12 protein-coding genes and 1 pseudogene are annotated in these 13684 nt (G+C 59.3%); all 13 read right to left on the bottom strand.

Annotated elements, in window-relative coordinates; translation table 11 throughout:
• Nucleotides 1–15 precede the first annotated feature (15 nt).
• The gene (gene dnaE / locus DX923_RS05015) at nucleotides 16–3609 is read right to left on the bottom strand and encodes a DNA polymerase III subunit alpha (RefSeq protein ID WP_116113142.1); all 3594 of its coding nucleotides are present in this window, start codon (nucleotides 3607–3609) and stop codon (nucleotides 16–18) included.
• Between the two features lie 57 nt (nucleotides 3610–3666).
• Complete coding sequence (locus DX923_RS05010; RefSeq protein WP_116113140.1) at nucleotides 3667–4587, bottom strand: RluA family pseudouridine synthase; 921 nt, start codon at nucleotides 4585–4587, stop codon at nucleotides 3667–3669.
• 1 nt (nucleotide 4588) lies between these two features.
• Complete coding sequence (lspA, locus tag DX923_RS05005; protein ID WP_240322758.1) at nucleotides 4589–5245, bottom strand: signal peptidase II; 657 nt, start codon at nucleotides 5243–5245, stop codon at nucleotides 4589–4591.
• Nucleotides 5246–5247: 2 nt separating this feature from the next.
• Nucleotides 5248–5670 (bottom strand): TraR/DksA family transcriptional regulator, encoded by a 423-nt coding sequence (locus DX923_RS05000; protein ID WP_240322756.1) that lies wholly within the window; start codon nucleotides 5668–5670, stop codon nucleotides 5248–5250.
• A 428-nt stretch (nucleotides 5671–6098) separates the two neighbouring features.
• Complete coding sequence (locus DX923_RS04995; protein ID WP_116113135.1) at nucleotides 6099–7133, bottom strand: DivIVA domain-containing protein; 1035 nt, start codon at nucleotides 7131–7133, stop codon at nucleotides 6099–6101.
• 161 nt (nucleotides 7134–7294) lie between these two features.
• A complete protein-coding gene (locus tag DX923_RS04990) occupies nucleotides 7295–7576 on the bottom strand; it encodes a YggT family protein (RefSeq protein ID WP_116113134.1) in 282 nt (93 codons plus the stop codon).
• A gap of 80 nt (nucleotides 7577–7656) precedes the next feature.
• Nucleotides 7657–8190: a cell division protein SepF gene (locus tag DX923_RS04985; RefSeq protein ID WP_116113132.1), complete on the bottom strand. Its 534-nt coding sequence runs from the start codon at nucleotides 8188–8190 to the stop codon at nucleotides 7657–7659.
• 75 nt (nucleotides 8191–8265) lie between these two features.
• The gene (locus DX923_RS04980) at nucleotides 8266–8979 is read right to left on the bottom strand and encodes a YggS family pyridoxal phosphate-dependent enzyme (protein ID WP_116113131.1); all 714 of its coding nucleotides are present in this window, start codon (nucleotides 8977–8979) and stop codon (nucleotides 8266–8268) included.
• Nucleotides 8976–9713: a peptidoglycan editing factor PgeF gene (gene pgeF / locus DX923_RS04975; RefSeq protein WP_116113129.1), complete on the bottom strand. Its 738-nt coding sequence runs from the start codon at nucleotides 9711–9713 to the stop codon at nucleotides 8976–8978. Before pgeF ends, DX923_RS04980 begins: the two co-directional genes overlap by 4 nt.
• 181 nt (nucleotides 9714–9894) lie before the next feature.
• Entirely contained in the window at nucleotides 9895–11211 is a 1317-nt protein-coding gene (gene ftsZ / locus DX923_RS04970) for a cell division protein FtsZ (protein WP_116113128.1), read from the bottom strand.
• A gap of 186 nt (nucleotides 11212–11397) precedes the next feature.
• Entirely contained in the window at nucleotides 11398–11775 is a 378-nt protein-coding gene (locus DX923_RS16120) for a cell division protein FtsQ/DivIB (protein ID WP_240322753.1), read from the bottom strand.
• Nucleotides 11776–11826: 51 nt separating this feature from the next.
• Nucleotides 11827–11967, bottom strand: a pseudogene (locus DX923_RS17115) (hypothetical protein); the annotation flags it as partial.
• 292 nt (nucleotides 11968–12259) lie between these two features.
• Nucleotides 12260–13684, bottom strand: a complete 1425-nt coding sequence (gene murC / locus DX923_RS04960; RefSeq protein WP_162872787.1) for a UDP-N-acetylmuramate--L-alanine ligase — start codon at nucleotides 13682–13684, stop codon at nucleotides 12260–12262.

The raw sequence follows: 13684 nt of genomic DNA, 5'->3' as shown, positions 1-13684 counted from the left end.
GAAGCTCCTCAGGTCTCAGACATCCAGACAGGAGGTTCCCAGCAGCGCCTTGAGATCGCCGAAGAGCTCCGGGCTTGCACTCACCCGTAACGAATCGTCCAACCTCATCAGAACCCCCCGGCCTGGCTGCGTTAACTTGATCTGCACCTCAGTCACCCCTGGATGCTCACAAAGCACATCTTTGAGTCGTTCAGCAAGCCGCTGAGTCGCCCGAGAAGCAGGCAGGGTGAGCACCACCGGGCCACGAGGGCCTTCGGTGATATCGGGAAGCGTGAGTTCCTGGGCGTAGAGGCTCGTCGCATCATCCCGACGGTTCACCCTGCCCTTCACCGTGCACACCACATCGGTCGACAACATCGTGGAAACCGTCATGTACGTCTTGGGGAAGAAGAGACACTCGACTGAACCCTGGAGGTCCTCCACGGTCACAATCGCCCACAACTCACCATTCTTCGTACGTTTCAACTGAAGACCGGTGATCAAGCCGGCCACGGTCACGATCGCGCCGTCGCTGCGACCTCCGTCCTCCACCGGAAGGTTGAGAGAGCTGACCGATGTATCAGCGTGCTGTGACAGAACGTGCTCGATTCCGAACAACGGATGATCCGATACGTAGAGACCCAACATCTCACGTTCGAAAGCCAACTCGGTGGCCTTGTCCCACTCCAGATCGGGAATCGCAGGCAGTCCGGACATCGCGTCCATCGGGTTTTCCCCGGCATCTTCCTCACCGAAACCGAAAGAGGCAAACAGGCTGTCCTGGCCAATAGCTTCTTTCCGCTTGACGTCCACCAGAGCATCGACATATTGCTCGTGGATCCGAACCAGACCATGGCGAGGATGGCCCAACGAGTCGAAAGCACCGGCTTTGACCAAGGACTCGATGGTTCGCTTGTTACAGACCACAGCAGGCACTTTGTTAAGGAAGTCCGCGAAGGAAGAAAACTCTCCTTTTTCCTCCCGAGCCTGCACGATGGCTTCCACCACGTTGCCACCCACGTTACGTACCGCCTGCAAGCCGAATCGAATATCTTCCCCGACCGCAGCAAAAAAACCGATGGAAGAGTTCACATCAGGAGGAAGCACCTTGATTCCCATGTGACGACACTCGTTGAGATAGAGCGCAGATTTATCCTTGTCATCACCGACCGAGGTCAACAGTGCAGCCATGTATTCGGCCGGATAATTCGCCTTGAGGTAAGCCGTCCAGTAGGACACCAGCCCGTACGCAGCCGTATGAGCCTTGTTGAAGGCATAGTCGGAGAAGGGAACCAAAATGTCCCACAGCGTCTTGATCGCTGCCTTCGAGTACCCGTTGTCGAGCATCCCGGCTTCGAACGGGACGAACTCTGCGTCCAGGACTTCCTTCTTCTTCTTCCCCATGGCACGACGCAGCATGTCCGCCTTGCCCAGGGTGTACCCAGCAAGTTTCTGGGCGATCTGCTGAACCTGCTCCTGATAGATGATCAGGCCCTGAGTCATCGACAGGATCTCGTCCAGCGGCTCAGCTAACTCCGGATGGATCGGAACGATCTCTTGCCGGCCAGTTTTGCGCAGCGCATAGTTGGTATGGCTGTCCGCTCCCATCGGCCCAGGACGATAGAGGGCAAGTGCAGCGGAGATGTCTTCGAAGTTGTCCGGCTGCATCAGCCGGAGCAAGGAGCGCATACCGCCGCCGTCGAGCTGGAAGACGCCGAGTGTGTCTCCGCGCTGCAACAACTTGTAGGCGTTGACATCAGTCGGGTCCTTGGACAGCTGGTCCAGATCGATGTCCTCACCGCGGTTGAGTTTCACGTTGGCCAGCGCGTCATCGAGAATCGTCAGGTTCCGCAGGCCCAGAAAGTCCATCTTGACCAGCCCGAGACTCTCACAGCTCGGATAGTCGAACTGGGTGATGATCTGCCCGTCCTGTTCCCGCTTCATGATCGGGATGACGTCGAGCAACGGTTCGCTGGACATGATGACGCCAGCAGCGTGGACACCCCACTGCCGCTTCAGGCCTTCTAGACCCAGGGCTGTGGCCACAACTTCCTGAGCCACAGGGTCAGAGCTGTGCAGATCCCTGAAGTCCTGCGCTTCTGCGTATCTCTTGTGGCCGGAGTCGAAGATGCCGGACAAGGGGATGCCCTTACCCATGACATCCGGTGGCATCGCTTTGGTCAGCTTCTCACCGACCGCGAAAGGGTGCCCGAGGACGCGGGCCGAATCCTTGACTGCTTGTTTGGCCTTGATCGTCCCGTAGGTCACGATCTGCGCGACCCGATCCGAACCGTACTTGTCCGTGACGTACTTGATGACCTCGCCGCGTCGGCGTTCGTCGAAGTCCACGTCGAAGTCTGGCATCGACGGACGTTCCGGGTTGAGGAAACGCTCGAAGATCAGGCCGTGCGGAACCGGATCGAGGTCGGTGATCCGCATCGCATAGGCACACATTGAGCCAGCACCGGACCCACGCCCCGGTCCGACACGGATGCCATTGTTCTTGGCCCAATTGATGAAGTCCGCAACAACGAGGAAGTATCCGGGATACCCCTTACCGATGATGACTTCTTCTTCGTATTCAGCCTGTTTACGTGCATAGTCGGGGATTCCTTGGGGATAACGTTCATGGAGCCCCCTCTCGACTTCTTTGATGAACCAACTCGTCTCGTCCTCACCTTCCGGGCAGGGAAAGCGTGGCATGTACTTGCCGGTTTCCTCGACGAAGTCGATCGCGCAGCGTTCTGCGATTCGCAGGGTGTTGTCACAAGCCTCTGGAACCTCCCGCCACAGATGACGCATCTGTTCAGGGGACTTCAAGTAGAATTCGTCGGCATCGAATTTGAACCGGTTGGGATCCATGATGGTGGACCCTGACTGCACACAAAGCAGCGCCGCGTGGGACTTCGCGTCCTCGGCCTTCGTGTAGTGAAGGTCGTTCGTCGCCACCAGAGGAAGGTCAAGTTCTTTGGCCAGACGCAACAGGTCACGTTGCACCCGCCGTTCGATGTCAAGCCCGTGGTCCATCAGCTCGCAATAGAAATTCTCCGGGCCAAAGATGTCACGAAAGTCAGCGGCAGCCTGTTTTGCCTCTGCGTACTGTCCCAAGCGAAGCCGGGTCTGGACCTCCCCAGAAGGGCATCCAGTAGTTGCGATAATGCCTCTCCCATACGTCTGCAACAGCTCCCGGTCCATACGGGGTTTGAAGTAGTACCCCTCCAGACTGGCTAAAGAACACAATCGGAAGAGATTGTGCATGCCGACGTTGTTCTGGGCCCACATCGTCATGTGCGTGTACGACCCGGCCCCCGAGACATCGTCCCGGCTACCGTCGCCCCATTTCACCCGGGTCTTGTCGGTACGGTGCGTCCCCGGTGTCAGATAGCCCTCGATACCGATGATGGGCTTGACCCCGTACTTGCTGGATTTCTTCCAGAACTCGTAGGCACCAAAAATGAACCCGTGGTCGGTGGTGGCGAGCGAGGGCATCCTCATCCGGGCCGAGGCCTCGAAGAGGTCGTCGATCCGCGCGGCACCGTCCAGCATGGAGTACTCGGTGTGATTGTGCAGGTGAACAAATCCCGACCCGATCTGATCGGTCGGGGCGGCGGAGGCTGGCTGGATTGACATCGTTGTGCGAGTCTAAGCCCCGCAGACACGCCAGGAGCATCATGCTCGGATACAGCGTCAGGTAGCGATACGGTCGAGCGCGCCCTGTAGGTCTCCAGGATAGGTGCTCTCAAAGGTGGCCCATTCCCCAGACCCAGGATGCACGAATCCCAGACCGGTCGCATGCAACCACTGGCGTTCCAGCCCGAGTCTTTTGGCCAGTACAGGGTCACTCCCGTACAACGGATCCCCACAGCAAGGGTGGCGAGTCGCCGCGAAATGAACCCTAATCTGATGGGTTCGTCCTGTCTCCAAATGGATCTGGACGAGGCTAGCTGGTCCGAAAGCCTCAACGACCTCATAATGGGTGATCGCTCGCTTACCCGACTTCATCACAGCGTATTTGTAGTCATAAGCAGGGTGTCGACCGATCGGAGCATCGATGGTGCCGACCACCGGGTCCGGCAGCCCCTGAACAAGTGCGTGATAAGTCTTCTCGACAGTGCGGTCGCGGAACGCACGTTTGAGGACAGAGTAGGCGTACTCACTCTTGGCGACGACCATCAGCCCCGAGGTGCCTACGTCCAGCCTGCTCACAATGCCTTGGCGTTCCGAGGCTCCGGAGGTCGAGATCCTGTAGCCTGCGGCCGCCAAGCCACCCACCACTGTTGGACCGGACCATCCAACACTCGGATGAGCGGCCACACCGACAGGCTTGTCGACCACCACGATGTCGTCATCGTCATGGACCACCGTCATTCCTGGAACCGGCTCGGCGATGACCTCTAACCCTGGGGGAAGAACAGTCGCCGGAAGCGCAACCTCCAACAGGCTGCCGGCCCGGACCCGGTCTGACTTGCCGACCGGCCGCCCGTCGAGCGCAACCGCGCCTTCACTAGCCAGTTCGGCAGCACGGGTGCGAGAAAGCCCAAAAAGTCGTGCCAGTGCAGCATCGACCCGTTCTGCATCAAGTCCGTCAGGCACCGGGAAGGCGCGCATATCAACCACGATTCTTGTCCCCAAATGTTTCCGTGTCCCCCTCAGCGGGGTACTTCTTCTCCGCGGTGCTGTCGCTGCGTTCGGGCTTGGAAGAGTCGCTCTTCTCTTCACCGAACGCATCCACCCCCATCGCTGTCGCAAGGGTCACGATCAAGGCCGCCCCTACGATGGCAGAATCCGCCACATTGAAAATTGGCCAATTCGGCAGTTCAAGGAAGTCGACCACATGACCGACCCCAAATCCCGGTGAGCGCAGCAATCTATCAGTGAGGTTCCCTAAAGCACCACCCAGAGCAAGACCGGCACCTGCAGCCCACTGCCAGGTCTTCAGCCGAGGGGTGAAGAACAAGATCATCGCCGGGACCACTGTCTGGATAATGGTAAATAGCCAGGTCATGTTGGACCCAAGCGAAAAAGCTGCGCCTGGGTTGAAGATGAGATGGAGTTGCACCAGCTCCCCGAGCCACTCCCTCCGGTTCCCCGGCTCGAGGTTCGCCAAAGCCCAGATCTTCGTCAACTGATCCGCGGCATAGACCAAGACCGCAAGCCCCAGGACGAGCGGAGTCCATCCCGGAGACGAAACGCCTTGGTCACTATGCCTGTCGTTCAGCGGATCAGGGCATGGAGGCTTCCCGTCTCCGCTGGCAGCGTCGGACACAGTCAGCGTCGTTCCTGCTTCTGCTTACAGGAGACGCACAAGGTCGCTCGAGGAAACGCCTGCAGTCGAAGCTTTCCGACCGGCTGCTCACAGTTCTCACAAACCCCGTAGGTATGGGCATCAAGGCGCTCCAAAGCCCGCTCAGTCTGTGCAAGCAGCCCTCGCGAGTTGTTGGTCAGCGTCATCTCCTGCTCACGCTCCAGAACTTTTCCACCGGTGTCGGCCGAGTCGTCGCCTGACCCTCCGCCGTAATCCCGCATGAGGTCCTGAAGGTCCATTTCCGACTCGGCAAGGTCTGCGGTAAGACGCTCTCGTTCACTCAGGAGCTCCGAGCGCACCTCCTCCAGATCGTCGATCGTCCAAGGCTCCTCTCCTTCACGGGTCGGAAGCCACGTCAGATCGGAATCGTCGTGTCTCGCGCTCATGCTCGCCTCTGTGACACCGGCCATGGCGTACCTCGCTCGTTGTTCTCACACCGACCGGAATGATCAGTGGTGGAAAGGATAGACCGTCAAAGGCCTAACTCAATGACAACACCCCTGGTCTACCGTCCAGAGTCAACCCATCACGTAGAGCTCTGTCCGATGGGCCCAGCCCGAGCCAGGCCTCGCCAAATAGTGCGAATCATCGTATGGCGCTTCTACAGGCACCGGTCCCAAGCAACGGTCCTGCCCAGAAGGCCATCCCGAGGCCAAGACCTCCATGCCCTGACCATCAGCGCATGCTCACGTCCATCTGACCGGAGCGCGAGCGTCATACCGTCCACATATCGAGCACAAATTCAGGCACAAGAAGCTGCTCCGACGTCACCAAGCGACGCCTGAGCCTCCCGGTAACGCCATCAGCTCTCAAATCAGCCGATAGCGCTACGAGGAGCCACCGTCTCAGCGTTGGCCAGCGTATGAAGCTGGCCCTCAATGAAGGAACGTAGACGATTGCGGTAATCCTGCTCGTACTGCCGCAGTTCGGCGATGCGCTGGTTGAGCTGGGACTGGGTCCGCTCCATCTCCTCCAACACGGACTGCCGCTTCTGCTGCGCCTCCGCCACCATCCCGGTCGAACGCTGACGTGCTTCGGTAATCAAGCGCTCGTGCGTTTCATTGGCCTCGGCAAGAAGACGGTCATGTTCAGTCTGAGCAGTACTCAACAATTCACGATGGCGAGACTCTGCGGTGCCGATCAACTCGTTGTGCCGTGCCTGGGCTTCACCCAACAACTGGTCACGACGCGTGTTCGCCTCAGCCAACATCTGGTCGCGCTGAGTGGTGGCAGCAGCCAGCATCTGGTCGCGCTGTCGGGTAGCTTCACCCAACAAGCGATCGTGCTCTGCCTTGCCCTGAGTGACGTACTCGTCGTGAAGCTTCTGCGCCAAGGCAATGACACCGGCAGCATCCCCTGCGCCACCTGTCGCAGCTGCGACCATCGGATGCGGGGCAGGTGGAGCCCCTGTAGGAGGCATGTCACGACGTGCCTGGTCGGCAGCTCGAGCCGCCGCCGCAGCCTGCTTCTCCGCGTTCTCAGCATCGGCTCGGGCCTTGGAAATTCTAGCGGAAGCATCCTTTTCGGCCTGTTCTGCACCAGCGCGGGCTCGAGCGATGCGGTCTTCAGATTCACGCTGGATGCGCTCGATCTCAGCCTTGGTGGATGCTTCGCTCTGACGGACTGCGTAGGGATCCATTCCTACACCGACCGCAGGCGAATCCTGGAGACCTTTGCCCTGCTGGGCAGCCTCCAGTTTTCGTCTTAGCTCGGAATTCTCACCGAGCAATCGGCGCAGCTCAACGACTACTTCGTCGAGGAAGTCATCAACTTCCTGTTCGTCGTACCCACGTCGGAACTGGGTAGCTGTGAAGTTCTTATTAAGGACATCTTCGGGCGTAAGAGCCATGTCGTCCCCTCGATCGGACCTGTAGTGGACAGGCGTCAGCCTACCCAAGTGCGTAACGTCGCTCGGGCAAACACTGGTGCGACTCGCCGTGTCGACAACTGCGCTTTAGGTCTCTGACCTGGACGATCGTTCATCCTAAAATCATCATAGCCAAGGGCACTTCATCGAAGCAGGAGCACACGTAGAAGCCAGATGATGAGAACGACCACCATAAAAGATAGGTCAAGAGCCACTCCCCCGAGATTCAACGGTGGAACGACCTTGCGTACAGCCCGCAAGGGCGGGTCCGTGACCGTGTAAAGGCCCTCAGCTATCACGAGGAGCACCCCGCGCGGTCGCCAGTCTCGCGCGAACATCTGGATCCAATCCAATGCCAGCCTGGCCAAGAGTAGCAGCAGGAAGACATTCAGAATCCATATGAGCAGGAGTCGCACCACGTTCATGCTTCCTAGTATCAACGACGAAGCGCGCAGATCCGGACAACAACCGGATCCACGCGCTTCAGCGACGGGTGTACAGCGACTCAGCTCTGATTGAACAGACCGCGCCCATCCTTGGCGCCGTCTCCTCCTTCAGTCGTGATCTCCACGGTGGAGGGCGACAACAAAAAGACCTTGTTCGTCACCCGTTCGATCGCACCTTGCAGGCCGAAGACCAGGCCCGCAGCGAAATCGACCAAACGCTTGGCGTCCGCATCATCCAGATCGGTGAGGTTCATGATGACCGGAGTGCCTTCGCGGAAGGCCTCACCGATGTTGCGCGCGTCATTGTAGGTTTTCGGGTGAATGGTGGTGATGCGGTTCACGGCTGCGACCTCCACATCGTCGACGACCTGTGCGACCGGTGTCGTCCGCAACGGGGTTACCTCCGCATGGTGCATCGGTTCTGGGTCGTAATCGTCATGCAGCGACACGGCATTCGCACCGTGCATGACAGGTGCCGCGCGACTCAACCTGTCCGCGTGGCCCCCTCCGTTGTGTCGCGGAGTGTCGTACGCCAGTTCACGTTCGTCATCACGCAAACCCAGGTAGACACTCGCGTCCTTAAAGAATCCCATGGTCGTCGCTCCTTAGCTCACCCGTCGCCTGCCATGACGCCCCGGAGACGGAGACGCCAGTGCTCATTAGCGAAACTAGCCGGTCGGCGTTCTGGTTCCGAGGATTGCGTTACCGACACGCAGAAGTGTGGACCCGCGTCGTATCGCTGCCTCCAGGTCTGATGACATCCCTGCTGAGATCACTCTCGCTGAGGTGTCATACGACCGAAGAACTGTTGCTGCAGCAGCCAGTTCCGAAAATGCGCTGTCAGCGTCCGCGCCTGGCGGAGCCACTGCCATCACACCGCGCAGATGCAAACGTGAAGATCGCGCCACCTGCTCGACAATCTGCGGGAGTCCAGCTACATCGATGCCGCCTCGCCCTTGTTGCCCGTCGAGAGACACCTGAACCAATACGTCCATAGATCGCTCAGCGCGATCAGCCCCTCGATCCAGTGCCTCGACCAGACGAATTCGATCTACCGAATGCACCACATCGGCATAACGAGCGACTGAAGTCGCTTTGTTCGTCTGCAGCTGACCGATGAAATGAACATTCAGCGCGGTACGCGCTTCAGGACAGACAGCTGCCAGCCTGTCAAGTTTGTTCTCAGCCTCTTGGCTCCGATTCTCACCGATATGCCGAACACCCAATGCCGACAGGTGGACCAGATCTTCCATCGGAAAGTTCTTCGTCACCACTACCAGCGTGATTTCGGCAGAATCCCGCCCACAAGCGTCACAAGCTGCGCGGATCCTTCCCTGAACCGTCGCCAGGGCAGCGGCAAGCTCCTCACGGCGTCCCATCATTCTCCCCCTTGCAGGACCACTCCGGCGAATCTGCCTGTCACAGCATCACGACGATAGGAATAAAGATTCGTGGATTCACGGGTGCACCCCGGTCGCCAGGACACATCCACCCCCAATGAATTCAGTTGCTCCACCACACCAGCTGCTACATCCACCGCGGGGCTTCCGGTCCAGCTGACGGTGGCGCTTACCGGGGACACCGCGGCCACAGCCGCCTGCATCGCAGCAGGAACCTCGTAACAGCGGCCACAGACCGAAGGCCCGACGACCGCCTCGATCCGACGTGCGCCGAGGCCGCGCATCGTCCGCACAGTCTGAGGAACGACACCTGCCACGAGCCCTGGTCGCCCGGCATGCGCCACACCGATAACGCCGATAGCGCGGTCAGCCAGGAGAACAGGAACGCAATCCGCCACCAGGACAGCTAAAGCCACCCCTGTGGAGTGGGTCACCATAGCATCTGCCACTGGCGTTAAACCTGAAGTTCCCTCCACGACAGCGACCTGAGCTTCGTGCACCTGTTTCATAAAGCGCAGCTGGTCCGGAGGCAACCCCAGATCACTGGCCACTGCAGCACGATTTTCAGCTACAGATGCGGGGTCGTCCCCCACATGATCCCCGAGATTCAGTGACCGATAGGGCAGTGAGCTCGCTCCTCCAACGGCATTAGTAAATCCCCACCGCAGCGAGTGTCTCCCGGGCAGCGCCTCGTACGTCTGAGTCCATTCCCACACGTCGTAACCCTACGCTGCACAAGCTATTTCCGAGGCAAGCCCTCATCTCCCTGGAACAAAAGGTTCAGCAGGCACCCGGAAGACAGACGCCTGCTGAACCACATGACAACCTCTGGAGGAGCGCTCTACCAAGGCCGGGATCGCCAACTCTAAGGACGCCAGATCCGACCTATGCCAGAACTCACTTCAGGAAATCAGGAACGTCCAGATCGTCAGCTTCATCGAAAGTCACCGTCCGGGGAGGCCTCGCAGGCTCAGCCGGGCGGTTCATGGCCGAGTTTCCAGCCTCAGCGGGACGCTCCAACTTCCGCTCCGGCCGCACATCCCTGGCTGATTCAGACTGAAGTCGCGCCGGTTCCACCGGACGCCCCGGAGGAGGCGGCATCACCTGTCCCAGGCGAGGATGCGACGAAGGCTGCTGCATCACAGGAGGAGACACCTGCCGAGATGCCTGCGGCTGCGGAGCTGCTGGGCGCTGCTGAGGGGTAGTCGGGCGCTGCTGAGAAGAGCCGGCGGCCTGGCCGAGACCACGTTCACTGGTCCGCTGCGGGCCGCCCGAGTCAAAACCCGCGGCGATCACGGTCACACGGACCTCATCTCCTAGAGCGTCATCAATAACCGCGCCGAAGATGATGTTCGCCTCAGGATGGGCAGCTTCCTGAACCAGCCGCGCGGCCTCATTAATCTCGAAGAGGCCCAGATCACTACCGCCTTGGATCGACAGAAGAACGCCGTGCGCTCCATCGATACTGGCCTCCAGGAGTGGCGAAGAAATTGCCAACTCTGCAGCTTGAACCGCGCGCTCATCACCTCGCGCCGAGCCAATCCCCATCAAGGCAGACCCTGCGCCCTGCATCACCGACTTCACATCAGCGAAGTCCAGGTTGATCAAACCCGGAGTCGTGATCAAATCAGTGATTCCCTGAACGCCAGAGAGCAACACCTGATCAGCGCTGCGGAAAGCGTCCAACATACTCACAGCCCGATCGCTGATCGACAACAACCGGTCGTTCGGGATCACGATCAGAGTGTCAACCTCTTCACGCAAGGTACCGATCCCAGATTCGGCCTGGTTCGCGCGGCGTCGCCCCTCGAAGGTGAAAGGACGGGTCACCACACCAATAGTCAGAGCCCCCAGTCCCTTAGCGATCTTGGCTACGACAGGGGCTCCACCGGTACCGGTGCCACCGCCTTCTCCTGCAGTCACGAAGACCATGTCAGCGCCCTTGAGTGCTTCCTCGATCTCCTCGGCGTGGTCTTCGGCAGCGCGCCGACCCACTTCCGGGTCTGCGCCTGCTCCTAGTCCTCGGGTCAACTCACGACCCACATCCAGCTTCAAATCAGCGTCGCTCATCAGAAGCGCTTGGGCATCAGTGTTAATCGCGATGAACTCGACACCCTTGAGGCCGACCTCAATCATGCGGTTGATCGCGTTGACACCGCCGCCACCGATGCCGACGACCTTGATCACGGCCAAGTAGTTCTGTGGTGCTGCCACGACGGGGGCCTCATTCCTGGATCGATGGTGGTGCGTGAGGGGCGCTGCCTAGGGGTACCGCTTCAAAAAGTGCGATGGTGCGCTCCAGCTCGGCCCCATCGTACGGCACGCTGCCCGTGACTCAAGTTGCCGACATGCGGGAATCCGGCTGCGCTCGATGCCGCCTGACCGACCGTCCTCCGCTGGTCATGAAGCGACCGGAGCATCCGGTGCGCTGACGTTGATCGACTTGACGCCTTTCTGTTGGAGTAGGGCAGTCAAGATCAGACCTTTCTGCCGGCCTTGCCCTGCGCCACCCCAGACCACTGCCACTCCATCAACAACAAAACGCACGTTGTCAGGGGAAGAAGCTTCCAGGCTCGACACCTTGGATCTCTGATCGTCAGTCAAGGACCTCATCGCCGAAGCCGCCGCCACGATCTCTCGTTTGTCATCGCCATGTGCGACGGCCACCGTAGGAACGCCCTGCGGAGCCATCGAAACAGACGTATAGGCAGCGCCATCGCCATCAACGAGGTCCAAAGACTGACCCCGGTCGACTGCCATCACAGGCTGACGTGGCACCACAGTGACTTTCAGACGATTCGGCCAGTCACGCATAACATCAGCACGAGCCAGCTTCGGCAAACGAGCTACATCACGCTGGAGCCCCACTGTATCAACCTGGATCAACGACTGTCCTTTACGGGGGTCCATGATGCTACGGACCTCTTCCTGAATATCAGGATCTCCACCAACAACCTCTACCGAGGCCACTCGCAACCAAGGACTCCCCAGCACCACCCATAAAAAGGCCAGAGCAACAGCCGGGCCCAGGAGGAGCCATGCTCGGGGCCTGCCGCGGCGCCGCCTCTGCTTCGCCGCAGTTCCCGAGTTGCGTGCTTTTCCCAGACGGGGACGCTCACGTGCCCCCTCAGGATGACCAAACTCAGAGGGAGCTGAGGAGACGGCTCTCCGAACACCCCTGACCCCAGACGGTGTCCACGGACTTTTGTTCTTAGGCGTCTTCAGCCGTGGAGAATCAGCAGGCCGTTTGCCTCGTGGAGAATCAGCCACGTCCCTGCCCGGCCAACAACTCCAGGATCTTCGGACCCGCCATGGTGATATCGCCAGCGCCCACCGTTACGACCAAATCCCCTGGGCGGACCCGTGAGACGACATGCTCAGGAATCTGCGCCAGCTGCTCGACATAATCGACCTCGACTCCACTGACCCGATCCACTGCCTCAGCAACCATCCTTCCATCCACGCCTGGAATTGGATCTTCACGCGCCGCATACACATCAGTCACTAAAACCAGATCTGCGCCGGACAATGCTCGTCCGAATTCCCCCGCAAAATCCCTGGTCCTGCTGTACAGATGGGGCTGAAAAACCACTATCAACCGACCAGGCCTAGCAACCCGCGCGGCTGCCTCCACCACAGCAGCAACCTTGCCCGGGTTGTGGGCGTAATCGTCAACAACACGCACCCCGCCGGCTTCGCCCTTCACTTCAAAACGGCGTCGGGCACCTCGAAAGGCAGACAGGCCTTGAAGGGCGCTCTCAGCAGACATTCCCACTCCAACGTGGGCGGCCGCGAAAGCTGCTGCAGCATTGGCGACATTGTGCCGACCTGGAACCGACAACATCAGACTGTGACGCCGACCTTCATAAACAAGTGTCGCCGTTGACCCCAGCCTATCAAAAGATATGTCATCGATATGTATCGAAGAATCTACCGACTCGCCATAGGTCACCACACGAACTCCGGTCCCAGTCATCCGTTTTGCAAACTCAGCTGATCCGGAATCATCAGCACAAGCGACGATGGTTCCACCGGAAGGAACAGTCTTTCCGAACTTCAGATAGGACTCCTTCACCTGATCAAAAGTCCCGTAGAAGTCCAAATGATCGGGCTGAATGTTCGTGACTACTGCGATTTCCGGGTGGTAAACAAGGAAAGAGCCGTCACTCTCGTCTGCTTCTACGACAAAGACCTCCCCTGTTCCCAATGCCGCATTCGTCCTTCTGGTCACCAGCTCGCCGCCAATCGCATAGGACGGATCGGCGTCCGCATGCGACAGCACTGTCGCCAGCATCGAACTTGTTGTCGTCTTACCGTTCGCTCCAGCCACCGCGATCGAACGGCGTCCGGACATCACGGACGAGAGCGCCTGTGAACGATGCAAGACACGTAGCCCTCGCGATCGCGCTTCAACCAGTTCAATGTTGTCTTCCCTGATGGCAGAGGAGATCACCACCGTGTCAGCTCCAGCAACATAGGAAGGATCGTGGCCGACAAAGGTACGGACACCCTCCTGAGCCAGCCCCCGTAGAACATCGGAATCCCGGACATCCGACCCGGACACCTGAACACCTGCAGCCAACAACAATCGAGCCACTGCGGACATCCCTGCGCCACCCACAGCCAACACATGAACCCGACCCAGTTCAGCAGGAGCCGGAACTAGCTCGTCCACATCAAATCTCAT

Origin of the sequence: Austwickia chelonae (assembly GCF_003391095.1) — a bacterium.
GTDB lineage: Bacteria > Actinomycetota > Actinomycetes > Actinomycetales > Dermatophilaceae > Austwickia > Austwickia chelonae_A.
Note: the sequence above shows the minus strand (reverse complement) of the source record. Positions and strands in the feature narration are given on the sequence as shown.

Bases quoted from the DNA above. Each gene is read 5' to 3' on its own strand.
- dnaE (WP_116113142.1), bottom strand. From the start codon at position 3,609: ATGTCAATCCAGCCAGCCTCCGCCGCCCCGACCGATCAGATCGGGTCG.
- DX923_RS05010 (WP_116113140.1), bottom strand. From the start codon at position 4,587: ATGCGCGCCTTCCCGGTGCCTGACGGACTTGATGCAGAACGGGTCGAT.
- DX923_RS05000 (WP_240322756.1), bottom strand. From the start codon at position 5,670: ATGAGCGCGAGACACGACGATTCCGATCTGACGTGGCTTCCGACCCGT.
- DX923_RS04995 (WP_116113135.1), bottom strand. From the start codon at position 7,133: ATGGCTCTTACGCCCGAAGATGTCCTTAATAAGAACTTCACAGCTACC.
- DX923_RS04990 (WP_116113134.1), bottom strand. From the start codon at position 7,576: ATGAACGTGGTGCGACTCCTGCTCATATGGATTCTGAATGTCTTCCTG.
- DX923_RS04985 (WP_116113132.1), bottom strand. From the start codon at position 8,190: ATGGGATTCTTTAAGGACGCGAGTGTCTACCTGGGTTTGCGTGATGAC.
- DX923_RS04980 (WP_116113131.1), bottom strand. From the start codon at position 8,979: ATGATGGGACGCCGTGAGGAGCTTGCCGCTGCCCTGGCGACGGTTCAG.
- murC (WP_162872787.1), bottom strand. From the start codon at position 13,684: ATGAGATTTGATGTGGACGAGCTAGTTCCGGCTCCTGCTGAACTGGGT.